Raw genomic sequence first — 24,506 nt, 5'->3', positions numbered from 1 at the left:
ACGGTGCAGGACCGGCCGACTGGTGGGCACCGTCCCTGGTCCGACGTCTACCGGCCGAAGATCGCCCACGAGCTCGACCGGCCCGCGACCTACTTCATCCTCGGCCAATCAGGGACGAATGGTCGTCTTGATCGTCAGCGACAAAGTGGCGCTTTTGGAGTGCCGGGTTGCACGCGCCAGTTAATGCACGCTTAGCACCGTTCGACTACAGGAGTCGTACCCATCCATTGCAGCTCGCCACAATGAGGCCCGTATGAGTCTGTGGTACTTCTTGAGCGACTGGTTCGCAGGTGTCCCTACCCATGGAGCGCTGCTCAAGAGAGTCATGATTAACGCCGGATGGGCGATCGTCCTGCTCTTTGCAATGATGTTTTTTCAGGTTCCCGCCGAATACGCAGCCGTCGTTTTCTACGGTGTTTTTGTCGTGAACGGCGTGATGATCTTTGTCTTTCATCGCCAGCGCCAGCAAATGCGCGATTGAAAGTGTGCACCTACCGTCCTTCGTTCAAAGCCAAGCGGCAAAGGCCTGTAAGAATCTAAGATGAAGATCAAGCGTGCCATCGCAGCGTTCCCGGTCCTCGGTGTCGCCGTTCTCGGCTCTGCTCATGTCCACGGCCATCCGCCTACGCGTACGTATCGGGTGAAGATCGACGGCGAACGTAACCTGGAGTGGGTCGCTCGGCAGCCCAATGCCGCAGCGCTCCATCAGCGCCTGCTGAAAGCTCTGTGATGCGGCGGCGAGTGATTCAATGGCCCACGCTGAACTAGGAACGAGTCGCTGCCAGACGTGACACCATGATTCGACGCCCGCATATGACCCGAAGCGGACGTTGAGACGCAGCTCGGACATCATTGATTGCCTATTCTCACTGGCCATCTCGTCGCAAGGTGCTAGGCTTTGAACCGGCGTTTCCTCCGCGGTGCTCAATGCGACGACGCGAGTTCATGGGGCTGATCGGCGGTGCGGCAGCGACGTGGCCGTCAGGCATCCGTGCGCAACAACCGGCAACGAAGGTCTATAGAATAGGTTACCTCGCGAGCGCGTCGCGGGAGCAAACACTCCGTAATATTGGAGCCTTTGAAGCGGGCCTGCGAAGCCTCGGCTACCGCGTCGGCGAGAATATCGTCATCGAGTACCGTTTTGCCGACGGAGACATGGGGCGGCTGGCGACGCTGGCCACGGAGGTCGCGGGTCTCGGTGTGGACATCATCGTTTCCGGGACCAACGCGACCACGGTTGCGGCCATGAAGGCGGCCCGGACGATTCCGATCGTGATGGCGAACAGTGCCGAGCCGGTTAGCGCAGGGCTGGTCGCCAGTCTTGCGCGCCCTGGCGGCAATGTCACGGGCTTCAGCTCGGAGCCCGGCGACGAGATCAACGGCAAGCGGCTCGAATTTCTGAAGGACACCCTGCCGAATGTCTCGCGGGTGGGGATTCTGTGGAATCCCGACTTTGCGCCCAACCAGAAGCGGCTGGCATCGCTGCGCGAAGCCGGCCAGACGCTGGGCTTGACCCTGGTTTCGGCCGAGGCTCGCGGCCCGGACATACTCGAACCGGCATTCGCGACACTGGTGAGGGAGCGCGCGCAGGTGCTTGTCGTGTTGAGCGATGGGGTGCTGTTCAACCATCGCGGCGAGATTGGAGTCATGGCCGTCAGAAATCGGCTGCCTGCCATCTCTGCCGTGAGAGAATACGCCGAAGCGGGCCTTCTCTTGAGCTACGGAATCGACCTGGCCGATCAATTTCGTCGGTCCGCGACTCTTGTCGACAGGATTCTTAAGGGTACGAAACCCGGTGATCTGCCGGTCGAACGGCCGACAAAGTACGAACTCGTCATAAATCTCCAGACCGCCAAGGCACTCGGCATCAACGTGCCGCCCACCCTGCTTACGCGCGCCGACGCAGTCATCGAGTAGACACTCTGACGTTGCTTAGCCGGCCTCCTGACCGCCTTTGACCCGCTGCTGCCCCTGAGGGACCGGCCCTATTGCCGCATCGTCAGCGCGACAACCAACCCAAGCAGAGCGAGCAGAATGCCGAGCGGATACAGCTGAACGAGCTTCGTCCTGAGCGGAATGGGTGTGTCAAGGTTGTCGAGGTCGAACTTGAATGACACCTCCGAGAAACGTAGCCCGAGGTCCAGCTCGTATTTCTCGCAAAGATAGGCCAACAGATCGTTCGTGAGGAAATAGAATTCGAAGAAGATGATGGTTGGCAAGAGATACAGTCCCGTCTCGGAGCTCAATATTTGCAACGTCCTGCTCCATGGCATCCCCAGGATGCCAGCCACGACGATGACCACGAGCACTGCCGTGAAGATTGCAGCGCAGACCGCCACGATGGCAATTTTGAGCAGCGTTCTCACGCGCGGACATCCCTCGTGCGAAGGCGCAATATCTGTCGGTTGTGCCGCAACGAGCGCTAAGCTTCGGTAAACTGCCAGCTGCGTTGCGCTTCTGGCGCTCAGCCGAAATCTCCGGCTTTCAGCCGGCAAACGGTTTTGACCCATAACCGGCGTTGAATTTACAGCGGTCGAATGTCCGTTAGTGGCGCTTCCGAACCTCTGGACGGCGTCAGGGCAATACTGGCTCCACTTTGCCGCCGCGCGAAGTCGACGAATGCCTTGAACGCGGCGGTCGGGTTGCGTCGGCTCGGATAGTAGAGACTCAACGGCGACAGAATGGGCGTCCAATCCTCTAGCACGCGCACAAGGCGGCCTGCCTCGATGTCGTCTCGTACGTCGGATTCCATTACCAGGGCCAGACCGACCGAGGCGAGGACTGCGGCGCGTGCGAGGCTGGCTTCGTCGAGCGTGACGGCGCCCTCGACGTCGATATGGACCGATTGTCCATCCTTCTCAAACGGCCAGCGATGGATCGCGCCATTGGGGAGCCGAACGCGCAGACAAGCATGCTTGGTGAGGTCCTGGGGAGTCAGGGGCGTCCCGTGCGCTTGCAAATAGGTCGGCGTGCCCACGACGACACTGCGCCGCGCGACACCCAATGGGAGTGCGATCATATCGGCCGGCACGAGGTCGGTCCTACGGACGCCGAGGTCAAAACCGGCCGCGACAATGTCCACCAGGCGCCCCTCCGTGACGATGTCGATGTGAACCTTAGGGTGCGCTCGGAGAAATGGCAGGACAAGCCACGAGAAGATTTCTCGCGCCGCTGTCGGAAAGGCATTGATGCGCAGTGTGCCCGAAGGCGTGGCCTGTTGAGAGCGCGCAACTTCCATCGCCTCATGAATGTCCTGCACGGCAGGAGCGACCTGCGCGACGAACCGCTGACCTGCCTCGGTCAAGGAGACACTTCGCGTCGTCCGATTGAAGAGCCGGACGCCGAGCGTGCGCTCCAGCTTTCCGACCGCGTTGCTGAGCGCGGTCGTTGAGACCCCAAGCTCAAGCGCAGCCGTTCGGAACTTGCCCCGGCGGGCGACCATGAGAACTGCGTCCAATTCGTTCAGGCTACTTTGCACAATTATCCCGGATTTCGTGATGATACATCCCGAATTGTCCTGATTATTGCGCGACCTGTCTATCGCTATCTTGGTCGGCAACCACAATTGCATCCGCCGCGGCTTCGCCCGCAGCAAGCAGGACAAGGACAATGACGCTCGAACTTCCATCCCCGATCGCCGCGTATGTGGCCGCGAATGCCCGCCTGGATGTTGACGGCATGCTCAAACCCTTCGCAGCCGACGCCATCCTCCGCGATAACGGCGACGTTCTTCGGGGGCACGCCGAAATAAAGCATTTGCTCGAAGAAGCGGTGGTCGGGGCGAAGGCGATTTTCACGCCGGACACCGTCCGGCACGAGGACGGCCAGGTCGTCGTCGAAGGTCCTGGCCATGGCGACTTCAAGGGCAGCCCGATCCGCTTCACCTACCGCTTCACGCTGGAAGACGACGCCATCAAGGCCCTGGAGATCACGGCATGACCATCAAGGCTGATCCGACCGAGTTCGCGGGCAAACGCGTGCTCGTCAGCGGCGGCACCAAGGGGCTGGGTCGGGCCACAGTCGACCGCTTCCTCGCCGGCGGCGCCCGGGTGATCACCGCCGCCCGCGGAGCGATGGAGCCAATGGGCGCCGTCGAATTCGTCCAGGCGGACCTGACCACGGCCGAAGGCGGGGAAGCCCTGGCCAAGGCGGCGCTCGAGCGTTTGGGCGGCGTCGACATCCTGGCCCATGTGATCGGCGGATCGTCCACGCCGGGCGGCGGCTTTGTAGCCCTGACGGACGACCACTGGCTCTCCGAACTAAACCTGAACCTGCTGGCCACGGTCCGCCTCGACCGCCTCCTGATCCCGCAAATGATCGAGCGGGGCGCGGGCGCGGTGGTGCACGTCACCTCCATCCAGTCGGTCCTGCCGCTTCCCGAAGCGACCACCGCCTACGCCGCCGCCAAGGCTGCGCTCAGAACCTACAGCAAGTCGATCTCCAAGGAGCTGGGACCGAAGGGCGTGCGGGTCAACGTCGTCTCTCCCGGCTGGATCATGACCGAGTCCTCCCTCGACCTGCTGAAGCGCATTCAGGCTGCCAATGGCGGTTCCATCGAACAGGCGCGGCAAGTCGTCCTGGATAGTCTGGGCGGGATTTCCATCGGCCGTGCGGCCGAACCTTATGAGGTCGCCGACGTCATTGCCTACTTGGCCTCGGATCGCGCCGCCTCGATCCACGGTGCTGAGTTTGTTGTCGACGGCGGCACCGTCCCGACCGTCTGATCAAAGAGACTCGTTCACACGTCACCTGGATTGCGCGACTCAAAACAAGAGTCCCCGCCAAGCGCATTCGGCGGGGACTCCTGATGCTGGGTTTATCGACTACCTACCAGCTCCAGCTCCGCCCCCACCTCCAGCTCCGCCCCCTCCTCCACCTCCAGCTCCGCCCCCGCCTCCAGCTCCGCCCCCGCCTCCAGCTCCGCCACCACCTCCGGCTCCGCCACCACCGGCTCCGCCGCCGCCGCCAGCTCCGCCGCCGCCTCCGCCACCACCGGCTCCACCGCCTCCGCCAGCTCCGCCACCGCCTCCGGCTCCGGCTCCACCACCGGGTCCACCGCCGCCGCCAGGTCCTCCACCGGGACCACCAGCTGCAGCGGCCGAAGCAGCGCCGTGGCCGGAGGAAGAATTACCGGGGCCAATACCTTGGCCCGTCGTCGGACTCATAGATCCCGAATTCGGAGTTGCTGAAGATCTCCCGGTGATACCCGGCGGAAATCCAAAGACACTGAGATTGGTGCCCTTGGGCGGCCCTTCGGTTGCACGTCCAACAGAGAGCGCGTTACCAGGATTTCCAAGAGCGGGACCAGGGCCACCGCCGCCACCGCCACCGCTACCAGGTCCGCCGCCGCCACCGGGACCGCCGCTGCCGGGGCCACCGCCGCCACCGGGTCCACCGCCGGCACTAGGTCCGCCGCCGCTGCCGGAGCCACCTCCGCCGCCAGGTCCACCGCCGGCACCAGCTCCACCGCCGGGGCCACCAAGGCCAGCTCCAAGGCCAGCTCCAAGACCAGCTCCAAGACCAGCTCCAAGACCAGCACCAAGTCCAGCACCGAAGCCGGGGCCGGGGTCGACTCCAACATCACCCCAGAATGCAAACGCATCGCACGCTGGATGATGCGGCATTATCCAACAATTTGGGCGAACCCTATGCGCCCGATAATCGACTGCGCGAAGCCCATTCGCCCGATTGACGTGTTTGGCCTTCTTGGGGTGCTCCACCCCCTTCTGCTGCGCGCCTAGGGCTGTGGCACCAAGAGTCGGGGTTCCAAATATCAAAGCTACCAGTGCTACTCCACAAAGATGCATTCCTGAACGCATGATACTCCTCCATGAGCCCCTGCTTTTCCTGCCTCCATCGTTGTTGCATTAACTTCCCATCAACAAAGAACGTCTTCGTTTTGTTCAAAGGCAATTAGAATTTTCAGCAATCTGCCCGAGGTGCGATGCTACCTCAATTCAGACATCGACATGGCTGACAGCAAACGGCTCTGCGTGATGTCCTGGAGTCTCGCCCGAACCGATCAGAGCCTGGTCGAGCTTCTCAGCTCGTTCGCGTGATCGGGAGCTGCACCGATGCGGCCTCGGCACTCCGCCAGGCTGCGCAGCGTCCGAGGATCAGCCCGAACACGACCAGGATCGCCGGGAAGCCGACCGGTTGCCCGAGAAACAGGAAGCTCGCAAGCAGCGCGAAGACGAGCGCCAGCGCCATCACCTCGTGCCGCGCGAACCCTTCGTCGAGCCCGGCGCGGATGAGGAAGGCGACCGCGATGCCCAGCACGACCAGATCGTACATGAAAAGATAGGGCGTCGTGAGCAGCGCCGCGGTCGCGAGCATCGCCGCCTTGAGGGCGTAGGGCAGCCGGCTCCGCCACACCCCGACCAGCACCACGGCCACAGAAGCGGTCAACACCCACTGGAAGATCCATCCGAGCTGCTCGGTGCCGCCGACGTAGCGCACCAGCGCGAAGATGCTCTGCATCTTGAACCATGGCGCCCGGCCCTCGGTCAGGAAGGCCTGGGAGAACATCGGGATCCAGTGGAAGAACGCCTGCCAGCTTTCGGTGCCGAACGCGAACCAGGATAGCGCAGCGAGCGCAATGGTGACGATCGCGGCGGTGAACAGCACGGTCCATTCGGCGGCGGCGAGCAGTGCAAGCGGAAACAACAATCCGTATTGCGGCTTGTAGCTCAAGAGGCCGAGGCAGATTCCGGCCAGCACCGGCCGCGTCGGCAGCAGATAGAGCATGCCGCCGATCAGCGATGCCGTGAGGAAGCCGTTCTGCCCGACCAGGATGTTGATGAAGGCGGCCGGAAATCCAGCTGCAATCACCAGGCCCGCATTGCGCCCGACGATCGTGCGCATCACGGCGAGATACGGCACCATGCTGAACGCCACCCAGCCGATGAAGGCCGTTGCATAGGGAAATTGCGCAAGAAAGGACGCGACGAACAGGAAGGGCGGCGGATAGTGCCAGGCGAAATGGCCGACGAAATCCTGCTTGAGCAGCGCAAGCTCGACCTGCTTCTGGATGTCCCAATCCCAGGCCTGGGCCGGATGACCCTCGAGCGCCAGCTTTCCGGCTGCCCAGACATTGACGAAATCGGTGGGGATGCCGCGCCCGTCGGCGTCAAAGATCCACAGGTGTGTGAGATAGGCCGTCGGAAAATACGCCAGCGTGACGATCGCCAGCACGAAGGAGATGTTGACGAGGATCGCAGGGATCGCACCGTGGCGGCGGGCGGCAGGCGGGACGGACGAGGCTTCGGCCATGCGGCTTCCTTACGCGATACGGTGACGCGAGATGCGTTCAAGCGATACACCTGACTGGCTTGAAGGAGGCTTAAGCCCGCTGGTCGAAGCCCCCGGCGCCTCGTCCTTCGAGACGACCGCTTCGCGGTTTCCTGAGGATGAGGCCAAGCAGCATCGGCGACCGCTCGACTGCTGCCACACACGCCGTCCTCATCCTGAGGGCCCGCCGGAGGCGGGCGTCTCGAAGGATGGCCACAAGCGAGATCACTCCCAGATGCGAGCGCCCTGCCCGGCGGCACAAGGCAAAGCAAAAGAGCCCCGTCGATGACGGGGCTCTTCGCTATTTCGCTGATCGTCCAGCTTACTTGAGGCTGGTCGAGATCGAGCTGAACTTGGCGTTCAGCGTGGTGCCGAGGTTGTTGACGACGGTGATGATCGCCAGCGCGATGCCGGCAGCGATCAGGCCGTATTCAATGGCGGTGGCGCCGGATTCATCCTTCAAGAAACGCGCAACGAGGTTCTTCATAGAGTGCTCCAAATGAGTACACGAGGCTACAACTGTTCAGGTCTCTTCGGCTTCCCAGCGCCGCCCGACCATGACAACGGAACGTAGAGGCAAAGAATTGCGCCGCAGTTAATTCGACCGCGTAAACACTCGGCGGATTGCGTGTATTGGCCCATGGTAAATCGAAGTTCGAAACAATCCGTTAAATTGTAAACATATGAATCCGGCCTGGCGCGACCGGTTTACCCGAAGTTATGACCGGCGTGGTCCAATGCCGCCCGCCCGGACTGAAGCGCGGGCGGGGTGGTGCGCACGCTGCCCTCCGGATCATGGCCGGACCGGCAAGAACACCAGGACGACGAGGCGGCATGTCCATTTCCTTCGCCAACAGCATCGCGGTGCAGGGCCGCGCGCGCGCCCTGGTGCCGTTGTGCGTCGGCGCCGGCGCCTATCTGTTCTTCCTGTTCCTCGGCGATACGCTGCTTCAGGATTCCGACTCGTTCTGGCAGATCAAGATCGGGCAATGGATCCTCGATCACCGCGCCATGCCCACGATCGACTTCTATTCCTTCACGCGGACGGGCGCGCCGTGGATCTCGACGTCCTGGCTGTCGCAGGTCGCGTTCGCCTTCTCGCATGCGCAATGGGGCTGGGCGGGCCCCGTCATCCTCACCGCGGCCGCCGTCGCGCTCACCGTCGCGATCTTCGTCCATTTCCTCGAGGCGCATATCGGGGCCCCGCGCGCGGTGCTGTTCGCGATGCTGGCGCTGCTGCTGTCGATCCATCACGTGCTGGCGCGCCCGCACATCCTGGCGTTGCCCGTGATGGTGGCGTGGGCCGGCTTGCTGATGGCGGCTGCGAACCGCAGGAGCGTTCCGTCCTGGACCTGGCTGCCGCTGATGGCGCTGTGGGCGAACCTGCATGGCGGCTTCGTGCTCGGGCTCGCGCTGATCGGCCCGATCTCGCTGGAGGCGGTCGAGCATGCCGAGAAGGGCCGGCGGCTTGCCCTGTTCACGCGCTGGGTGCTGTTCGGAATCGGAGCGCTGGCTGCAAGCTGCTGCACGCCCTATGGCTGGCGAACGCTGCAGGGCGCGACCAACATCCTCAGCCTCGGCGAGCTACTGACGCTGATCCTCGAATGGATGCCGGCGAACTTCGCCACGTTCACCCCGTTCGAAGGCGCCCTGCTCGCCCTGATCGCCTTCGGCTATTATCGCGGCCTGGTGCTGTCGGCGCCCCGGATCTTCCTGATCCTGTTCCTGACCTGGAGCGCGCTGAGCCACGTCAGGAGCATCGACGCGTTTGCGTTCCTGGTGCCGCTGGTGCTGGCAAAGCCACTCGGCGAGATGTTCCCGCAGCCGGCGACTGACGCCGCCGGTGCCGAAAGTTGGCCGGGCCGCACCCTCACGGCGCTCGGCGCGCTGATGATCGTGGCGGCAAGCTGGACCTCGACCTCGCTCTATCTGGGGCACCACCGCTTCAGCTTCACGATGACACAGACGCCGGTTGCGGCGGTCGACCTGCTCGAGCAGCGCAAGGTGCAGCGCGTCTTCAACGCCTACCAGTTCGGCGGCTATCTGATCTCGCGCGATATCCCCGTCTTCGTCGACGGCCGCGCCGAGCTCTACGGCGAGAAGTTCATCATGGACTTCTTCAGGGCGACCGAGGGCAAGAAGCCCGAGCTGCTGCCGCGCCTGCTCGACGCGTACAGGATCGACGCGACGCTGCTGGGCGCCGATGCGCCGGGCCCGCAGATCCTCGACCAGCTCAAGGGCTGGAAGCGGATCTACGCGGACGACATCGCCGTCATCCACGTGCGCGACAGCGCAGACGGCGCGACCGCGGCGCCTGCGAAGTGAGGACCTGCTCCAGCGCGCGTGGTCGGCCTCAGCGGCTCCATCACATGGTTCCTTTCAGCAAGCCGACCCTGACAGACCCGGCTGGTCCCGACCCGGACCGAGCCGCGGCGATGATCGTGCTTGCGGTGCTGGCAGTCGTCTCGTTCGTTCCGGTGCTGCTGACGCCCATCCCGGCGATGGTCGATTATCCCAATCACCTCGCCCGCATGTACATTCTGAGCCAGAACGGCACCCCGGGGGCCAATCCGTATTACGAGGTGACCTGGGCCTTCTATCCCAACCTCGGCATGGACCTGCTGGTCCCGCAGCTGGCGCGGCTGATGAGCGTCGAGAACGCCACGCGGCTGTTTCTGCTGCTGAGCCAGGTCCTGATCGTCACCGGTGCGCTGCTGCTCGAACGGGTCAGGAAGGGACGCATCCATCTCGCCGGCTTCGCCGCGCTCGCTTTCCTCTATTGCCTGCCGTTCAGCTGGGGTTTCGTGAATTTCGAGTTCGGGCTCGGCCTCGCGCTGTGGGGCATCGCCGTCTATCTGATGCTGGCCGAAGGCCCCTGGCCGCTGCGCTTCGCCGCCAATCTGGTCTTCGTCGCCGCGCTCTACGTGGCGCATTTCTTCTCGCTCGGCATCTACGGCGCGACGCTCGGCCTTTTCGAGCTGTCGCGCATCCGCCAAGGCGGGTATCCCGTCGCGGCCGCGCGGCTCGGCGCGCTGGCCCTGCCGGCGCTCGCGCTGCTTGCGCTCATGCATGTCACGGCAGGCGCGATCGGAAGCGAAGGCAACGATTGGTTCGTCGCATTCAAGCCGGTCTGGCCGCTGCGCATCATGAACGGCTACAATCTGACGATCGCGGCGGTCACTGGCCTGGCGCTGATGATCGCGCTGCTGTTCGCCGCAAGGCGCGGCGTGCTCCGGCTCGAGCCGGCCGGGATCTGGATCGCAACCGGCTTTGCGCTGCTTTACCTCGCCATTCCCTCGAAGCTGCTCGGGACCTCGTTCGTCGACCTTCGCATGATTCCCGCCGCGGCGCTGATCCTGCCGGCGTTCTGCTCGCTGTCCTTGCCGGGCCGGCCGTGGCGAATGGCTGCGCTCGCTGCGATCAGCGGCATCATACTGCTCAATCTCGCTGTCGTGCTCGCGGTCTGGCTGCCTTACCGTGCCGACTATGCGGCGATGATCGCCTCGTTCCGGAAGATCGATCGCGGCGCGCGCGTTCTCGTCGGCAGCACGGACGACAAGGGAGATCCGCCCTTCGCCGACCTCACCTCCTATCCGATGTATTATGCGCCGACGCTGGCGGTGCACTATGCCAGCGCGTTCGTGCCCAACCTGTTCACGGAAACGGGCAAGCAGCCCGTGCGGCCGCGCGAGGCGGTGCGCAACATTGCCATTCCCTATGGCGGACCGGTCCCGTCAGCCCTGCTTGCCGTGATCGCGGCGGGCCAGGCGCCGGCGGACACTCCGCCATTCGTCCGCACTTGGGACCGGGATTTCGACTACCTCTATGTGCTGGGATCGCCGGCCGCAAATCCGCTGCCGGATCGGCTGGAGGTGCTGGAGACCTCGAAGCGGTTTGTCCTCTACAGGATTCGCCGCACGCCCTAGGGCGAAGCCGCGGCGGCGAAAGCGTGGTTAACCGCGCTTCACCATTCCGGTCCGCGCCCTCACCAATGCTCCGGGCGATAGACCCTTAACGGTTGCGGCAAGGCGGCCTTAACCACCTGCTCATAGACTTCCGCCCCTGCAACCCCAGCCGGACTCCCTCGCATGGCGGCCCATTCCAGATCGATCCGCTACAGCCTCGTCATCCCCGTGTTCAACGAGGAAGCGGTGCTGCCGGTGCTGCTCCGCCGGCTCGACCAGGTCATGTCCAGGCTCGACGGACCGGCCGAAGCGATCTTCGTCGATGACGGCAGCAGCGATTCCTCTTCGATCGTGCTGCGAGCGCTCGCCGTTCGCGACACGCGCTTTCGCTACATCGGCCTGTCGCGCAATTTCGGCCATCAGATCGCCATCACCGCCGGCATGGACGCCGCGCAGGGCGATGCCATCATCGTCATGGACGCCGATTTGCAGGATCCGCCCGAAGTGATCGAGCAATTGATCGCGAAGTGGAAGGAAGGCAACGACATCGTCCACGCCCGCCGCCTGTCGCGCGAGGGCGAAAGCCGCTTCAAGCGCGCGACCGCGCATCTGTTCTACCGGCTGCTCGGCAGGATGTCGTCCGTCGGCATCCCCGCCGATGTCGGCGACTTCCGCCTGATCGATCGCAAGGTGCTCGACGCGCTCAGGCAGATGCCGGAGCAGGATCGCTTCGTGCGCGGCATGATCGCCTGGCTCGGCTTCCGCCAGGCCGAGGTCGCCTTCCATCGCCTCGAGCGCGCCGCGGGCGAAACCAAATATCCGCTGTTCAAGATGGTGCGCCTTGCGGTGAACGCCGCGCTCGGCTTTTCCGATCTGCCCCTGCGGCTGGCGATCTGGTGCGGATTGACGGTCTCCGGGCTCGCGCTGCTCTATGGCGGCTGGGTGGTGCTGCTGTGGCTCAGCAAGGACAGCCATCTCGTCACCGGCTGGTCCTCGACGATCGTCGTCGTGTCGCTCTTGTGCGGCATCAACATGCTGATGACGGGCATCGTCGGGCTTTATGTCGGCCGCATCCATGCCGAGGTGAAACGCCGCCCGCTCTACGTGGTGCAGGCGCGCATCGGCTTCGACCGCGGCGAGGCCGCGACGACACCCGCAATCCACGCCGTCAACGAGTGACTTAGGCACATGGCCGAGCTGTTCGATGGCTATCACGACAATTACCGCGAGGTGGTGCAATCCTCGATCGACTTCTCGGGTCTGTCGCATGATTTCTTCATGCGCGCGAAGGCCGACCTGCTGCGCGACCTGATCGCGCAGCGGCTGGACACGGCGAAGCCAGACATGCTGGACGTCGGCTGCGGCGTCGGCAGCCTTCATCCGCTGCTGCACGGCATGGTCGGCCGCCTCAGCGGCATCGACGTCTCGTCCGCCAGCCTGACGCAGGCGCGCGCGCACAACCACGGGGTCGACTACCGGGAGTATGACGGCCGCAATTTTCCGTTCGCCGATGCCAGCTTCGACCTGGTCACCGCCATCTGCGTGATGCACCACATCGTGCCGGCCGAATGGGCGCAGTTCATCGCCGAGATGCGGCGGGTGACGCGCCCCGGCGGGCTCGTCTGCGTGATCGAGCACAATCCGTACAACCCGCTGACGCGCCTCGCCGTTGCGCGCTGCGCGTTCGACCGGGACGCCGTGTTGCTCGGGGCCGGCACCACCCGGAAGCTGATGGCGGCGAGCGGCCTGCGCGAGATCGGCGCGCGGCATTTCCTGCTGCTGCCCTGGGACAACAAACCGGCGCGGCGCCTCGAAGGCGCGCTGGGCGGCGTCTGGCTCGGCGGCCAATATGCCGCGTTCGGCACCGCCTGAAATTATTGCGGCGTCGCCCGCCGCTTGTGCACGACCGCCACATCGTCGCCGTAGACGCGCTGCCACTCCGGCAGCCGGTCGAGCAGCGCGACGGCCGGCGTGCCGGGCGCAAGCAGCGTCGCGCCGATCCTGTATTCGTCGAGCAGCTTGAGCAGATCGCCGAGGTCGACCAGCGCCAGGGCGCGGTTGTAGCGGTCGATGAACGGCCCGCCATAGAGCTCGCCGCGGCCGTCGATGAAGGTGGGAATGCCGGCATAGATCAGATAGCCGCCGAAGGAATAATCGTTGAGCACGCGCTCCGCCTTGGCGAGGCCGGACCGCGCGATGGCGGCCTCGGGCGTGATGATCGGCGCGGGCCGGATGTCGCGCGCCAGTGCCAAGCCGCTGATCGCGGCCAGGACGCCGAATGCAGCCAGGTTCAAGCCGCGCGAGGAGCCTTCGGTCTCGCTCTCGCTCGGCCCACCGAAGGTGCGGCCCAGCGGGGCCGCCAGATAGAGCGGCGCCAGCATGCCCAACAGATCCGCATTGCGCATTTGCGCCAGCGCGAAATGGAGCAAGCCGATCACCACCAGGGTCCGCACGACCGGCAGCGTCACGCCGCGCGAGAGCGCGAAGATGCTCCCCAGCAGCAGCAGCTCGAAGCCGCCGATGCGGCTGAAATCCTGCGGCCGCCATTCCGTGATCCAGGCGAGCGCGGAGCCGAGGCCGAGCGTGGTCAGCGGCATCAGCAGCGGTTCCGGGCCGTGCGGCGTCAGGCAGGACGCCGCCAGGGCGAGCGCCGAGAACGGCAGCCATCGCAGCAGCACGCGCGGCCATTCGCTGCGCTGCTCGCGCAGCAGCGCCTCGAGCACCGCCGGGCCGATCAATCCGAGCGCCAGCACCACGCTGCCATGCAGATTGGTCCACAGCACCAGCAGCGGCAGGGCCCAATATGGCGGAGGCGTGCTGCGGTCCATGCAGCGAACCAGTGCGGCCGCCCAGGTCACCATCAGCGGCAGCACGAGGACATGGGGCCGCGCCAGCATGTGCGGCGCCAGCAGGACGACGGCCGCGATCACCATCAGGATGGTCAGGGCCGGCGAAAGCTCGCGCAGCAGGAAGTACGTGAGCAGGCCAAAGGCGAGCGCGATCGCCGCGGCCGCGATGGCGACGACGCCCGGCCAGCCGGCCAGCGCATAGACGGCGGCATAGATGACCTCGGACAACCATTCGAAGGTGATCCAGGGCGCGCCGTGCTTCGAGAACGAAAACGGGTCGCTGGTCGGCAGGGAACCGTGCGCGATGATCCAGCGTCCGACCTCGATGTGGGAATAGCTGTCGGGGTCACCGAGCAGCCGCGGGCCGATAGCCAGCAGCACGGCATAGAGCAACAGCCCCACCGCCCAAGGGAGCGCTGCACGTGCCGAAAACGGTTGAACCGCGCTGTCGACGACCTGATCAGTCATGGCGGGCCAAAATAGGCCGCAAGCGTTAAGTTCTTCTTTAGGGTTTTCGCGCCTTTGCCCCAAGGCAGGCCGGCATGATCGCACGCTGCGTTCACTTCTCGGTGCGGACAGTCTTGGGAACTGACGCGCCCGTTCAGTCATGCGGTATCATCCGATGGCCGAGAAGGAAGGTGTCATGCTGCTTCGCAATCTCTTCATTGCACTTCTCATCACGGTCTCGGTCACGACGGCGCACGCAGCGCCGCAATGGCTCAGCCTGCCGCCAACGCCAACCTTGCCCAAGGCGGCACAGAGCGGCCTTGCGCCCGTCAACGGCATCAAGGTCTGGTACGCCGTGTTCGGCCGCGGCGAGCCCGTCCTGTTGCTGCATGGCGGCCTGGCCAACGCCAACTATTGGGGCCACCAGGTCCGCGCGCTGCAACGGCATTATCAGGTCATCGTCACGGAGAGCCGCGGCCATGGCCGCAGCAGCCGCAACCAGGAGCCCTATGGCTACGATCTGATGGCCTCGGACGTGGTCGCCCTGCTCGACCATCTCAAGATCAGGAAGGCGGCGATCGTCGGCTGGAGCGACGGGGCGATCATCGGTCTCGACATCGCGATGAAGCATCCGGAGCGGGTGAGCAGGCTGTTCGCCTTCGCGGCGAACTCGGACCCGTCAGGCGTTGCGGACATCGCCTCGAGCGAGGTCTTCAACGCCTACATCGCGCGGGCGGGCGAAGAGTACAAGCGTCTGTCGCCGACGCCGACGCAGTACAAGGGCTTCGTCGACGACATCACCAGGATGTGGGAGAGCCAGCCGAAATGGACGGCGTCAGATCTCGCGGCGATCAAGGTGCCGACCTGGATCGTGGATGGCGATCACGACGAGGCGATCAAGCGCGAGAACACCGAGTTCATGGCCGCGAACATTCCGGGCGCCGGCCTCTTGATCCAGCCGGAGGTCAGCCACTTCTCGTTCCTGCAGGACCCGGAGCAATTCAATCAGGATGTGCTGCGGTTTCTCGAGCGCGGCGGAGCAGCGGCGAAGTGAGATTATCGCAGAGCGGGCCAAGCGACGGCGCGCCCATCACTCCTGTGGCGACAGCCGAGAGGCGGTACCAAATTATTGCGTGAGCTGCGTCCACATCGTCATTGCGAGCGCAGCGAAACAATCCAGACTGCCTCCGCGTAAAGACGCTGGATTGCTTCGCTGCGCTCGCAATGACGAGGCCAACAAAAAACGCGGCGTTTCCGCCGCGTTTTCGATTCACGATGCCGCTTGCGTTACGCCTGCGGCTGCGGCTCGAGGCCGGGATCCGGATCGGGACGCGGGCGCGGCTTGCCCGCCGGGGGCACGGCGGAGGCGCGCGGGGTGGTCGGCTCGAGCACGGACTCGCGGTTCGGCTTCTTGCCCTTGAGCAGGTCGACGATCTCGTCGCCGGTCAGCGTCTCGAACTCGAGCAGGCCCTTGGCCAGCGTCTCGAGGTCGGCACGCTTCTCGGTGAGGATGCGGGTCGCTTCCTTGTAGCCTTCCTCGACCAGGCGCTTGATCTCGGAATCGATCTTCTGGACGGTGGCTTCGGAGGCATTCTGCGTGCGCGATACCGACATGCCGAGGAAGACCTCGTCCTGGTTCTCGCCATAGGAGACGGTGCCGAGCTCTTCCGATAGGCCCCAGCGCGTCACCATCATGCGGGCCAGGCGCGTGGCCTGCTCGATATCGGACGCAGCGCCCGAGGTCACCTTCTCGCGGCCGAAGATCAACTCTTCGGCAACGCGGCCGCCCATCATGATGGCGAGGCGCGAGGTCATCTGCTCCAGCGACATCGACAGCTTGTCGCGCTCCGGCAGCTGCATGACCATGCCGAGCGCACGGCCGCGCGGGATGATGGTGGCCTTGTGGATCGGATCGGTCGCGGGCACGTTGAGGCCGACGATGGCGTGGCCGCCTTCGTGATAGGCCGTCAGCAGCTTCTCTTCCTCGGTCATGACGAGCGACTTGCGCTCGGCGCCCATCATCACCTTGTCCTTGGCTTCCTCGAACTCGGCCTGCGTCACCATGCGCTTGTTACGGCGGGCGGCGGTGAGCGCCGCTTCGTTGACGAGGTTCATCAGGTCGGCGCCGGAGAAGCCCGGGGTGCCGCGCGCGATGGTCTTGAGGTTGATATCGGGCGCCAGCGGAACTTTACGGACATGCACCTTGAGGATCTGCTCGCGGCCGACGACGTCGGGGTTCGGCACCACGACCTGGCGGTCGAAGCGGCCCGGACGCAGCAGCGCGGGATCGAGCACGTCGGGACGGTTGGTTGCTGCGATCAGGATCACGCCCTCGTTGGCCTCGAAGCCGTCCATCTCGACCAGCAGCTGGTTCAGCGTCTGCTCGCGCTCGTCATTGCCGCCGCCGAGGCCGGCGCCGCGGTGACGACCGACGGCGTCGATTTCGTCGATGAAGATGATGCAGGGCGCGTTCTTCTTGGCCTGCTCGAACATGTCGCGGACGCGGCTCGCGCCGACACCGACGAACATCTCGACGAAGTCCGAACCGGAGATGGTGAAGAACGGCACGTTGGCTTCACCCGCGACCGCGCGCGCGATCAGGGTCTTACCGGTACCGGGAGGGCCGACCAGCAGCACGCCGCGCGGAATGCGGCCGCCGAGACGCTGGAATTTGCCGGGGTCGCGCAGGAATTCGACGATCTCCTGCAGGTCCTGCTTGGCCTCATCCACGCCGGCAACGTCCTCGAAGGTGACGCGGCCGTGGGCCTCCGTCAGCATCTTCGCACGCGACTTGCCAAATCCCATCGCCTTGCCGGCGCCGCCCTGCATCTGGCGGGACAGGAAGATCCAGACGCCGATCAGCGCGATGAAGGGCAGCCAGGAGACCAGCAGCGAGACGAACCACGGCACGTTGTCGCCCGGCGGCTTCGCGGTGATCTGCACCTTGCTGTCATAGAGGCGCTTCACCAGCGTCGGGTCATTCGGCGCATAGGTCTGGAAGCTGGAGCCGTTGGTGAAGGTGCCGTGGATGTCCGGCCCCTGGATCACGACGTCGCGCACATTGCCGCGGTCAACTTCGTTCAAAAGCTGGGAGAAGGCGATGTCCTGCGAGGAGGCGCGCTGACCCGGATTCTGGAAGAGCGTGAACAACGCCAACAGCAGCAAAACAATGATGACCCAGAGGGCGAAATTGCGCAGATTGGCGTTCATCGATCTTCCTTCGTGGTCGCGCGGATCGCGACCCTGATCCTTGGGCAGTGAATTTGGTCAATGCGAGGAAATCCCCAAGGAATCCTCATCGTTGGAATTTAGGTGCCGCCCCCGTCGCTGCCAAGGGAACGAGATGGGACTATTTATCCCATCTTACCGCGATTCCCGCTGAAATCATGGCGCCAAACCGGGGTTTTTCCTGCCTGGTTAAGGTGGCCTGACGGCGCGGACGCGAATTGACCGGTGTCATGATCCGCTCTCTTCGCGCTCATCTGCCCTTACGCCGCCGGGCCGGCGCCGGCGCGACCTGGATACGCCCGCCGGCAAGGCTGATCAAGGCTCCCGCAAGGGTCTGCTTCAGGACCGGCCGGCCATTTGCGGCTGCACGGCGGCCGGCGATCGCCCGATCGAGCACGGACATCAGGGTTTCGACCTTGCCGAGTTCCGCTGGCCCTTCATGGCCGAGCGCGTTGATGGCCCGCAGCAAGAGCCGCAGCCGCACCTCCTCCGGCAGGGCGGCAAAGGCCGAGGCCTCGAAGCTGCGGACACCCACCTGCGGCGCATCGCCGCGATCCCGCAGGCGGAGGAAGCGCTCGGCGCCGTCCGCGAGCACCTCGACCGCCGCATTGGCCCGCGCCAGCCTCGCTGCCAGCCGCGCCAGATTTCTGGCATCGCCGCCCTCGGCCGCGAGAAGCGGCAGCAGCGCGCGCAGCCGCGGCCGGGTGAAGGCGGTGTCCCGGTTGCTGGGGTCCTCGGCAAAGCCGATCCTCGCCCGCCGCAACGTCGCGATCAGCTGCGATTTCGGGACATCGAGCAACGGACGCGCCAGCACGATTCCGTCGCGCGCGGTGAAACGAGCCATGGCCGAGAGCCCGGCAAGTCCGCTGCCGCGGAACAGGCGCATCAACAGGGTCTCGGCCTGGTCGTCGCGGGTGTGGGCCGTCAGGACATGGCTGGCGCCAGCGGCACGCGCGGCTCGTGCGAGCAGGCGATAACGGGCCTCGCGCGCGGCGGCAGGCAATCCCGTCTTCGGCTTTTCGCCGCGCCAGCGCAGGGTCCGGTGCGGCAATCCGAGTTCGGCGGCGAGCCGCTTGACCTCGCGCGCCTCGCGGGCGGCTTCCGGGCGCAGGCCGTGGTCGATCGTGACGACCGTGATTTGCGGGCCGCGCGCAAGGCTGCGCTGCCAGCGCGCCGCAAGCCACATCAGCGCGACCGAGTCGGGCCCGCCGGAGACCGCGAGCACCAGCGCCGGCGCATCTTTCAGGCCCGCGAACAGCCGCCTCGCCTCGCGCGCCGAGATCGGTGAATCGTCGTCGTCTGACATGACGCTGCAATCGTCCGCGGGAATGGACCGAGTGTTTAGCGCAACGCCATCCGCTTTGTCAGCGAATGCTCCTGTTTGAGCATGATCTTTTCGGAAAACCGCTGCACACTTTGCGTTGCGCGGCCCTCCGGGTCCGGATCATGCTCTAGCACTTCACCCGCTTCTGCTCGCGATCGACGGTGGCTTTGACGCCGGCGGAAGCGCGGGGATATTTGCGGCCGATCTCGCCGAAGGCGGCGCAGGCGGCCTCCTTCTCCTTCAGCGCGGCAAGCGACTGGCCGAGCCGCAGCAGCGCATCCGGGGCCTTCGCCGATTTCTCGTATTTGGTGGTGACGGCGAGGAAGGCTTCGGCGGAATCGCGATATTGCTGGCGCTGGAAATAGCTCTCGCCGAGCCAGTATTGGGCGTCGCCGACCAGCGGGTCGCCCGGAAATTTCTGCGTGAAGTTCTTCATGGTCTGCTCGGCCAGCGCGTAGTCCTTGCGCTGCATGTAGCCGATGCCGAGGTCGAACTCGTCGCGCGGCGTCGCCGAGGGCGGCAGGGTGGCCAAAGCTGTGCCACCGGCCGGTGCCGGATAATTCGATTGCGCCGGCGGATAGCCGGGCTGCGCGGCTGGCGGCACACCTTGCTGGTAGCGGGGGCTGGTGTTGGCGAGATCGAGCGGCTCGCCCGGATTGCGGCCGCCGCCTGGCGTGACCGCCGGCATCGGCTGCTGCCCGCCGCCGAGTGCGCGCGGGGCGCCGGGCGCATTCGGGTTCTGGTTTGGGTCGAAGGCATCGCCGCGGCGGCGCGTACCGGGCGCGCCTGGCGCCGGCTGCTCCTGAACGATCGGCGCGGGCGCGGCGATCTGCGGCTGCTCGTAAGCAGGCTGCGCGGCCTGCTGTTGCGGAGGCTGGCGATAGCCGGGCGCGACCTGACCCGGTGCAATCTGGCTCGGTGCGATCTGCGCGGGCGGCATCGCCGCGACATTCGGTGCCTGCCCGGGCGCGCCCTGCGCGCCGCCCTCGAGCGCCCGCAGCCGCTCTTCGAGCTGGCGGTTGCGATATTGCAGCTCCTCGTTCTGGCCGGTGAGCTGGCGCAGCCGGTTCTCCAGCCGCTCGATCCGCATCTCCGGGTCGGCATCTTCCGACTGCCCATAGCCCGATTGCGCAAGTGCGGGCGAGCACAAGGAGAGCAGCGCGGCGGTCGCCACGGTGCCGGTAAAGACCTTAAATCTGGATGACATCTTGTCCTGACGACGAAAGCGAACTGGCCTGCGACGGAACCCTCGACGCTCCACACATTGAAGTGGAGTACGCCAAAAATGTGACTGATACCAAGGGGTTTTCAGTCACAGAATGCTGAAACGAAACCGACGCCCGAGAGGGCGCCGGCATCATCCAATTGCAAAGCTGAACGGCACCTGACTGACCGCCGGCGACCCGACCGATCGTCAGGAGCTCGCGTTCAGGACAGTGACCGCGCGGCGGTTCTGCGACCAGCAGGAGATGTCGTTGCAGACGGCGACCGGCCGCTCCTTGCCATAGGAGATCGTGCGCATGCGGTTCGGGTCGATGCCGCGCGAGGCGAGGAACGAACGCACCGACTGGGCACGGCGGGCGCCGAGCGCGATGTTGTATTCGCGGGTGCCGCGCTCGTCGGCATGACCTTCGATGGTGAAGGAGTAGCGCGGATAGGTCTGGAGCCACTGCGCCTGCTTCTCCAGGGTCACGATCGCCTGCGGGGTCAGATCGGTCTGGTCGCTTTCGAAGAACACGCGGTCGCCGACGTTGACGACGAAGTCCTGCTGGCTGCCCGGCGTCGCCGCATTGGCCATCGCATCCGTCGCGGCATTCTTGTTGGCGCAGGCGCCCATCGACAGCGCGACGGCGAGCACTGCGGCCAGCTTCAATCCCTGGAGGATACGCATAGGATGTTTCATTCCGGAGCCTCCACGCTCACGTTAGTCCACTGCTGTCCGGTCTACAGGGGGTTGGTTAAGCGAACGTTCCGTCAACCTTGACGGAACCTTGCCATAGCCGGTCAAATGCCCCCAACCAGCGAAAAGCAAACGCCATGGTTAATGGGTTGTAAATGTGGCACGAGGGTGAAGGCAAGCCGCGTTGAGCGGCAAAAGGCCCGGCGCTGCCGCGATTCTGGGCCAGCCCGCGGTCAGGACGCACCAAGACCGCCCGGACCTCCGGCCACCGAACCCGACGGATTCAGGCCTGCGCCGCGGCGTCTGTAACCAGCATCGGCCGGGGCATGGTCTTGCGCTGGCTGCTGCGCTCGAACAGCATCCGCCGCTCGAACGCGCTCGAGCGCATGATCGGAAAACGCGTCAGAATTCGCTCGCGCACCTTGGGGTAGTCGGACCCCATCAGGATGACCTTCTTCGAATGCCATCCGGGAAATGGGCGCGGTTCCGTGAGCGGGTCGGACAGGAACACCCGCCGGTAGAACGCCTGGTGATCGGTGCGCACCATCGCCAGGCCGACATCGGCGTTGAAATGTTCGCAGGCGACGAAAGGCAGGCGGACGGTCAGGTACGGCAGCTCCGGAAAACGCTGATGCATCTCGGGATCGGCGACGAACCGGCAGGGATCGACGAAGACCTCGCCGCGGTCGAGACGTGGATGAAGGACGTCGCCGAACACTTCGGTCGTGTACGAAGCCCGCCATTCGGCCGTCAGAATGTGAATGCGAACGGCACTGCAAAGCTCGTTGTCGACATACACCCCGAAATTCCAGACATTGGGCGCATCGTCGAAACGATCGATGACCCGCTGCGACTCCGAGGGCACGATCAGGTCGGCCTGCAGATAGGCCCGGTACCGCATCCGATACAGGCTGTCTTTGTCCTCCGGCGTTTCGATGAGCCGGTAATCGATGCGATCAAACAGCGCAGCTCCCCGCGGAAGAAGCGCCGTGGACGATTCGGCTCCGGACTTCATCTATGACCTCTACACACTTGCAAGCAACTTCCGCGAGTAGCGAAAAGATTAATGGTCCCTTAACAGAATTGCAAAGCATTAGAACGGTTAGGGTTAACCTTTGTGCCTCCGTAAGATTGCGGGGGCAGCAACGCCAGACATCAATGGAAAGAATTCAGGCGATCGATCGCGAGGCCGCGGCGATTTCCTCTTCGCCGAGGCGACGGCCGTGCGAGGCATTGAGCAATTGGCGAATCCGCACTGCGGGAACCGGCCGGCTGAACAGGTAGCCCTGCCCTTCGCTCACCGTCCCGTCGGCGCTGATCAGCTCGAGCTGCTCGTTGGTCTCGATGCCCTCGACCACGACGGACATGCCGAGGTCGGCGGACAGCCGCGCCACGCCGCGCAGCAGGGTCAGCGGCCGGTCGGTGTCGATACCCTCGAGGAAGGAACGGTCGATCTTCACCTTCTGCATCGGGAAATTGTGCAGATAGCTGAGGCTCGAATAGCCGGTGCCGAAATCGTCCAGCGAGATCCGCACGCCGAGCGCGTGCAATTGCGACAGGATGTCGTGCGTCAGCTGCGTGTTACGCAGCAGCGAGGATTCGGTGATCTCGATCTCGAGCCGATGCGCCGGCAGGCCGGACACTTCGAGGGCATAGCGGATTTCGCTCAGGACGTCGCGCTGGTGGAATTGCTGCGGCGAGAAGTTGACGGCGACGCTGACGCCTTCCGGCCACTTCATGCATTCCACGCAGGCGCGGCGCAGGATCCAGCGCCCGAGATCGACGATCAGGCCCATGTCCTCGGCGACCGGGATGATGTCGATCGGCGACACCGTGCCGCGCACCGGGTGATTCCAGCGCAGCAGCGCTTCGCAGGTGGTGATCTTGCCGGACTTCAGATTGACCAGCGGCTGGTAGAACAGCTCGAACTCCTCGTTGGCGAGCGCCTTGCGCAGGTCGAGCTCGAGGATGCGGCGGGCCTCGACGGTCGCCGCCATCTCGTCCCGGAAGAAGCAGAAGGTGCCGCGGCCGTCGGCCTTGGCGCGATACAGCGCCATGTCGGCATTCTTGAGCAGCGTGTCGGCGCTGGTGCCATCCGGCGAGGTCAGCGCGATACCGACGCTGGCGCCGATCTCGACCAGGTGATTGTCGATGCGATAGCGCTCGCTCAGCCGCTCGACGATGCGGCGGGCGAGCGCCGCGGCGTCCTCGGGCGAAGCGAGGCTCTGCTGGAACACGACGAACTCGTCGCCGCCGAAGCGGGCGACGAAATCCTCGGGCCGCAACATCTCGCGCAGGCGGTTGGCCACCGCACACAGGAGCTGGTCGCCGCAGGGATGGCCGAGCGTGTCGTTGACCTGCTTGAACTGATCGAGATCGATGAACAGCAGTGCGGAGAGCCGCCCGGCATTGTGCGCGCTCGCCAGCAGTCGCTCGATCTCGTCGCGGAAGTTGACGCGGTTCGGCAGCGCCGTGAGATCGTCGAAGCGGGCGAGATGGCTGATCCTCGCCTCCGCCGTGCGCCGCTCCGTAATGTCCTCGAGCAGCACCACCGCGCCACCATCGGCCATCGGCTGGATGGTCCATGACAGCGAACGGTTCCTCTGGTCGTTCGTGATGATCTCCTTTGCCTGCAGGCTCTCGAAGTCCGCGATGATCTCCTCGCCGCTCGCGGCGGAGATGCATCCCGCGCCGACGCAGGCCTGGACGATACCCCGGGCGGTGATGCCGCTCTGCACGAGATCGTCCGGCAGGTTCATCATCTCGCCGAAACGATGGTTCATCACCGCGAGCTGCCCGTCGCGGTGGAACATGCAGAGCCCGTGCGGCATGTTGTTGAGTGCCGTGTCGAACTGGCCGGCGAGCGCGGCCTCGCGCTCGCGCGCCAGAACCGCGCGCAGGAATATCCTGTGCAGGTTGCCCGAGAGCTGCATGACCGCGAACAGGAACGCCGCGCACACACCGGACATCGCGATGTAATAGGGCGTGCCGCGCAGCGCCATCGCGACCACGGCCGGGCCGAATATCAGCACGGCCTGCAGGCGGAATATCGACTGCCGTCCGTAGGCCCGTCCGGCCGCTCCCGCCACGATTCCCGTGGTGACCGAGAGCGCGATCATGTGGACCACGGCATCGTCGTTGCTCAACAGGGAGGTCGCGCACCACAGGCCGATCACCGCAGCCTGGATCAGCGCTCCGATCCGGTAGCGCGTCTGCCAGCTGGCCGCCTGTTCAGCGGAGAGGGTCGATTTCTTGCTCAGGTACCGGTGCAAATCGATTGCCCGGATCACGCCCGCGAGGATGAGCAGCGGAACAAAGCTCCAGAGCAGCATCTGCCCGGTCTTGAGCGCCGTCAGCGAGGCCGAGAACGCCGAGAACACAATGCCGGTCAGCACCGTGCCGGGAGCTTCGAACAGCGAATCCGTCAGCGCCGCCGAAATCGTCGGCGAGGCCTGGTCCGGCTCTCTGCTCTGGCTTGCAAACTGCATCGGTGTTTGTACGCGCGTCCTGTTTTGCCGCGTACTTTTACCCACTCCAGGTGAAGCCTTTCTGAGGGAACATCG

The 24,506-nt window shown here is 64.9% G+C and carries 23 protein-coding genes; 10 read left to right on the top strand and 13 right to left on the bottom strand.

Features of this window, described 5'->3' with window-relative positions; translation table 11 throughout:
- The first annotated feature begins 253 nt into the window (after positions 1-253).
- The 3 genes from BDOA9_RS11705 (at position 254) to BDOA9_RS11695 (ending at position 1,917) form a co-directional block, all read left to right on the top strand.
- Positions 254-481 carry a hypothetical protein gene (locus BDOA9_RS11705; RefSeq protein ID WP_025034127.1) on the top strand — a complete coding sequence of 76 codons (228 nt, stop codon included), beginning with the start codon at positions 254-256 and terminating at the stop codon, positions 479-481.
- A gap of 60 nt (positions 482-541) precedes the next feature.
- Positions 542-730, top strand: coding sequence for a hypothetical protein (locus tag BDOA9_RS37820; RefSeq protein ID WP_152033234.1), 189 nt, complete (start codon positions 542-544; stop codon positions 728-730).
- Positions 731-945: 215 nt separating this feature from the next.
- Positions 946-1,917, top strand: coding sequence for an ABC transporter substrate-binding protein (locus BDOA9_RS11695; protein WP_052363078.1), 972 nt, complete (start codon positions 946-948; stop codon positions 1,915-1,917).
- Between the two features lie 68 nt (positions 1,918-1,985).
- Here the strand turns inward: BDOA9_RS11695 and BDOA9_RS11690 are convergent, their stop codons facing one another.
- Entirely contained in the window at positions 1,986-2,366 is a 381-nt protein-coding gene (locus BDOA9_RS11690; RefSeq protein WP_025034124.1) for a hypothetical protein, read from the bottom strand.
- 158 nt (positions 2,367-2,524) lie between these two features.
- A complete protein-coding gene (locus BDOA9_RS11685) occupies positions 2,525-3,481 on the bottom strand; it encodes a LysR family transcriptional regulator (RefSeq protein WP_025034123.1) in 957 nt (318 codons plus the stop codon).
- A gap of 128 nt (positions 3,482-3,609) precedes the next feature.
- On the opposite strand from BDOA9_RS11685, the gene BDOA9_RS11680 reads away from it, so the two are divergent.
- Together BDOA9_RS11680 and BDOA9_RS11675 are read left to right on the top strand one after the other, a co-directional pair.
- Complete coding sequence (locus BDOA9_RS11680) at positions 3,610-3,939, top strand: nuclear transport factor 2 family protein (protein WP_025034122.1); 330 nt, start codon at positions 3,610-3,612, stop codon at positions 3,937-3,939.
- A complete protein-coding gene (locus BDOA9_RS11675; protein WP_025034121.1) occupies positions 3,936-4,724 on the top strand; it encodes an SDR family oxidoreductase in 789 nt (262 codons plus the stop codon). The genes BDOA9_RS11680 and BDOA9_RS11675 overlap by 4 nt, the downstream gene beginning before the upstream one ends.
- A gap of 92 nt (positions 4,725-4,816) precedes the next feature.
- Here BDOA9_RS11675 and BDOA9_RS11670 read toward each other — a convergent pair whose 3' ends face one another.
- The 4 genes from BDOA9_RS11670 to BDOA9_RS11655 form a co-directional block, all read right to left on the bottom strand.
- Positions 4,817-5,077: a hypothetical protein gene (locus BDOA9_RS11670; protein ID WP_152033232.1), complete on the bottom strand. Its 261-nt coding sequence runs from the start codon at positions 5,075-5,077 to the stop codon at positions 4,817-4,819.
- Positions 5,078-5,161: 84 nt separating this feature from the next.
- Entirely contained in the window at positions 5,162-5,581 is a 420-nt protein-coding gene (locus BDOA9_RS11665; protein WP_042335973.1) for a hypothetical protein, read from the bottom strand.
- 461 nt (positions 5,582-6,042) lie between these two features.
- Complete coding sequence (locus tag BDOA9_RS11660) at positions 6,043-7,272, bottom strand: glycosyltransferase family 87 protein (RefSeq protein ID WP_025034118.1); 1,230 nt, start codon at positions 7,270-7,272, stop codon at positions 6,043-6,045.
- A 340-nt stretch (positions 7,273-7,612) separates the two neighbouring features.
- Positions 7,613-7,777 carry a Flp family type IVb pilin gene (locus BDOA9_RS11655; RefSeq protein ID WP_025034117.1) on the bottom strand — a complete coding sequence of 55 codons (165 nt, stop codon included), beginning with the start codon at positions 7,775-7,777 and terminating at the stop codon, positions 7,613-7,615.
- A 347-nt stretch (positions 7,778-8,124) separates the two neighbouring features.
- On the opposite strand from BDOA9_RS11655, the gene BDOA9_RS11650 reads away from it, so the two are divergent.
- From BDOA9_RS11650 to BDOA9_RS11635, 4 genes are all read left to right on the top strand, one after another.
- Positions 8,125-9,615: a hypothetical protein gene (locus BDOA9_RS11650; protein WP_025034116.1), complete on the top strand. Its 1,491-nt coding sequence runs from the start codon at positions 8,125-8,127 to the stop codon at positions 9,613-9,615.
- A 110-nt stretch (positions 9,616-9,725) separates the two neighbouring features.
- Positions 9,726-11,216, top strand: coding sequence for a hypothetical protein (locus BDOA9_RS11645; protein ID WP_244521467.1), 1,491 nt, complete (start codon positions 9,726-9,728; stop codon positions 11,214-11,216).
- A gap of 162 nt (positions 11,217-11,378) precedes the next feature.
- Positions 11,379-12,374 (top strand): glycosyltransferase family 2 protein, encoded by a 996-nt coding sequence (locus BDOA9_RS11640; RefSeq protein ID WP_025034114.1) that lies wholly within the window; start codon positions 11,379-11,381, stop codon positions 12,372-12,374.
- Between the two features lie 9 nt (positions 12,375-12,383).
- A complete protein-coding gene (locus tag BDOA9_RS11635) occupies positions 12,384-13,067 on the top strand; it encodes a class I SAM-dependent methyltransferase (RefSeq protein WP_025034113.1) in 684 nt (227 codons plus the stop codon).
- Between the two features lie 2 nt (positions 13,068-13,069).
- Here BDOA9_RS11635 and BDOA9_RS11630 read toward each other — a convergent pair whose 3' ends face one another.
- A complete protein-coding gene (locus BDOA9_RS11630) occupies positions 13,070-14,512 on the bottom strand; it encodes a hypothetical protein (RefSeq protein WP_025034112.1) in 1,443 nt (480 codons plus the stop codon).
- A gap of 175 nt (positions 14,513-14,687) precedes the next feature.
- Between BDOA9_RS11630 and BDOA9_RS11625 the strand changes: the two genes are divergently transcribed.
- Positions 14,688-15,545, top strand: a complete 858-nt coding sequence (locus BDOA9_RS11625; protein WP_082847913.1) for an alpha/beta fold hydrolase — start codon at positions 14,688-14,690, stop codon at positions 15,543-15,545.
- Positions 15,546-15,778: 233 nt separating this feature from the next.
- Here the strand turns inward: BDOA9_RS11625 and ftsH are convergent, their stop codons facing one another.
- From ftsH to BDOA9_RS11595, 6 genes are all read right to left on the bottom strand, one after another.
- A complete protein-coding gene (gene ftsH / locus BDOA9_RS11620) occupies positions 15,779-17,701 on the bottom strand; it encodes an ATP-dependent zinc metalloprotease FtsH (protein ID WP_025034110.1) in 1,923 nt (640 codons plus the stop codon).
- A gap of 268 nt (positions 17,702-17,969) precedes the next feature.
- Positions 17,970-19,025 (bottom strand): tRNA lysidine(34) synthetase TilS, encoded by a 1,056-nt coding sequence (gene tilS, locus BDOA9_RS11615; protein WP_025034109.1) that lies wholly within the window; start codon positions 19,023-19,025, stop codon positions 17,970-17,972.
- 145 nt (positions 19,026-19,170) lie between these two features.
- Positions 19,171-20,250 carry a tol-pal system protein YbgF gene (gene ybgF, locus BDOA9_RS11610; protein ID WP_025034108.1) on the bottom strand — a complete coding sequence of 360 codons (1,080 nt, stop codon included), beginning with the start codon at positions 20,248-20,250 and terminating at the stop codon, positions 19,171-19,173.
- Positions 20,251-20,457: 207 nt separating this feature from the next.
- Positions 20,458-20,946, bottom strand: coding sequence for a peptidoglycan-associated lipoprotein Pal (pal, locus tag BDOA9_RS11605; RefSeq protein ID WP_018641585.1), 489 nt, complete (start codon positions 20,944-20,946; stop codon positions 20,458-20,460).
- 280 nt (positions 20,947-21,226) lie between these two features.
- The gene (locus BDOA9_RS11600) at positions 21,227-21,958 is read right to left on the bottom strand and encodes an N-acyl amino acid synthase FeeM domain-containing protein (protein ID WP_025034107.1); all 732 of its coding nucleotides are present in this window, start codon (positions 21,956-21,958) and stop codon (positions 21,227-21,229) included.
- Positions 21,959-22,112: 154 nt separating this feature from the next.
- The gene (locus BDOA9_RS11595) at positions 22,113-24,431 is read right to left on the bottom strand and encodes a putative bifunctional diguanylate cyclase/phosphodiesterase (RefSeq protein WP_025034106.1); all 2,319 of its coding nucleotides are present in this window, start codon (positions 24,429-24,431) and stop codon (positions 22,113-22,115) included.
- Between the last annotated feature and the right edge of the window lie 75 nt (positions 24,432-24,506).

It is taken from the genome of Bradyrhizobium sp. DOA9 (genome assembly GCF_000617845.2).
GTDB lineage: Bacteria > Pseudomonadota > Alphaproteobacteria > Rhizobiales > Xanthobacteraceae > Bradyrhizobium.
This window is presented reverse-complemented; position numbering and strand designations above follow the sequence as displayed.

Coding starts and splice junctions, on each gene's coding strand:
- BDOA9_RS11705 (WP_025034127.1), top strand. CDS start 254: ATGAGTCTGTGGTACTTCTTGAGCGACTGGTTCGCAGGTGTCCCTACC.
- BDOA9_RS11660 (WP_025034118.1), bottom strand. CDS start 7,272: ATGGCCGAAGCCTCGTCCGTCCCGCCTGCCGCCCGCCGCCACGGTGCG.
- BDOA9_RS11600 (WP_025034107.1), bottom strand. CDS start 21,958: ATGAAGTCCGGAGCCGAATCGTCCACGGCGCTTCTTCCGCGGGGAGCT.
- BDOA9_RS11625 (WP_082847913.1), top strand. CDS start 14,688: ATGCTGCTTCGCAATCTCTTCATTGCACTTCTCATCACGGTCTCGGTC.
- pal (WP_018641585.1), bottom strand. CDS start 20,946: ATGAAACATCCTATGCGTATCCTCCAGGGATTGAAGCTGGCCGCAGTG.
- BDOA9_RS11695 (WP_052363078.1), top strand. CDS start 946: ATGGGGCTGATCGGCGGTGCGGCAGCGACGTGGCCGTCAGGCATCCGT.
- ftsH (WP_025034110.1), bottom strand. CDS start 17,701: ATGAACGCCAATCTGCGCAATTTCGCCCTCTGGGTCATCATTGTTTTG.
- BDOA9_RS11630 (WP_025034112.1), bottom strand. CDS start 14,512: ATGACTGATCAGGTCGTCGACAGCGCGGTTCAACCGTTTTCGGCACGT.
- BDOA9_RS11640 (WP_025034114.1), top strand. CDS start 11,379: ATGGCGGCCCATTCCAGATCGATCCGCTACAGCCTCGTCATCCCCGTG.
- BDOA9_RS37820 (WP_152033234.1), top strand. CDS start 542: ATGAAGATCAAGCGTGCCATCGCAGCGTTCCCGGTCCTCGGTGTCGCC.
- ybgF (WP_025034108.1), bottom strand. CDS start 20,250: ATGTCATCCAGATTTAAGGTCTTTACCGGCACCGTGGCGACCGCCGCG.
- BDOA9_RS11650 (WP_025034116.1), top strand. CDS start 8,125: ATGTCCATTTCCTTCGCCAACAGCATCGCGGTGCAGGGCCGCGCGCGC.
- tilS (WP_025034109.1), bottom strand. CDS start 19,025: ATGTCAGACGACGACGATTCACCGATCTCGGCGCGCGAGGCGAGGCGG.
- BDOA9_RS11675 (WP_025034121.1), top strand. CDS start 3,936: ATGACCATCAAGGCTGATCCGACCGAGTTCGCGGGCAAACGCGTGCTC.
- BDOA9_RS11635 (WP_025034113.1), top strand. CDS start 12,384: ATGGCCGAGCTGTTCGATGGCTATCACGACAATTACCGCGAGGTGGTG.
- BDOA9_RS11645 (WP_244521467.1), top strand. CDS start 9,726: ATGATCGTGCTTGCGGTGCTGGCAGTCGTCTCGTTCGTTCCGGTGCTG.
- BDOA9_RS11595 (WP_025034106.1), bottom strand. CDS start 24,431: ATGCAGTTTGCAAGCCAGAGCAGAGAGCCGGACCAGGCCTCGCCGACG.
- BDOA9_RS11665 (WP_042335973.1), bottom strand. CDS start 5,581: ATGTTGGAGTCGACCCCGGCCCCGGCTTCGGTGCTGGACTTGGTGCTG.
- BDOA9_RS11655 (WP_025034117.1), bottom strand. CDS start 7,777: ATGAAGAACCTCGTTGCGCGTTTCTTGAAGGATGAATCCGGCGCCACC.
- BDOA9_RS11680 (WP_025034122.1), top strand. CDS start 3,610: ATGACGCTCGAACTTCCATCCCCGATCGCCGCGTATGTGGCCGCGAAT.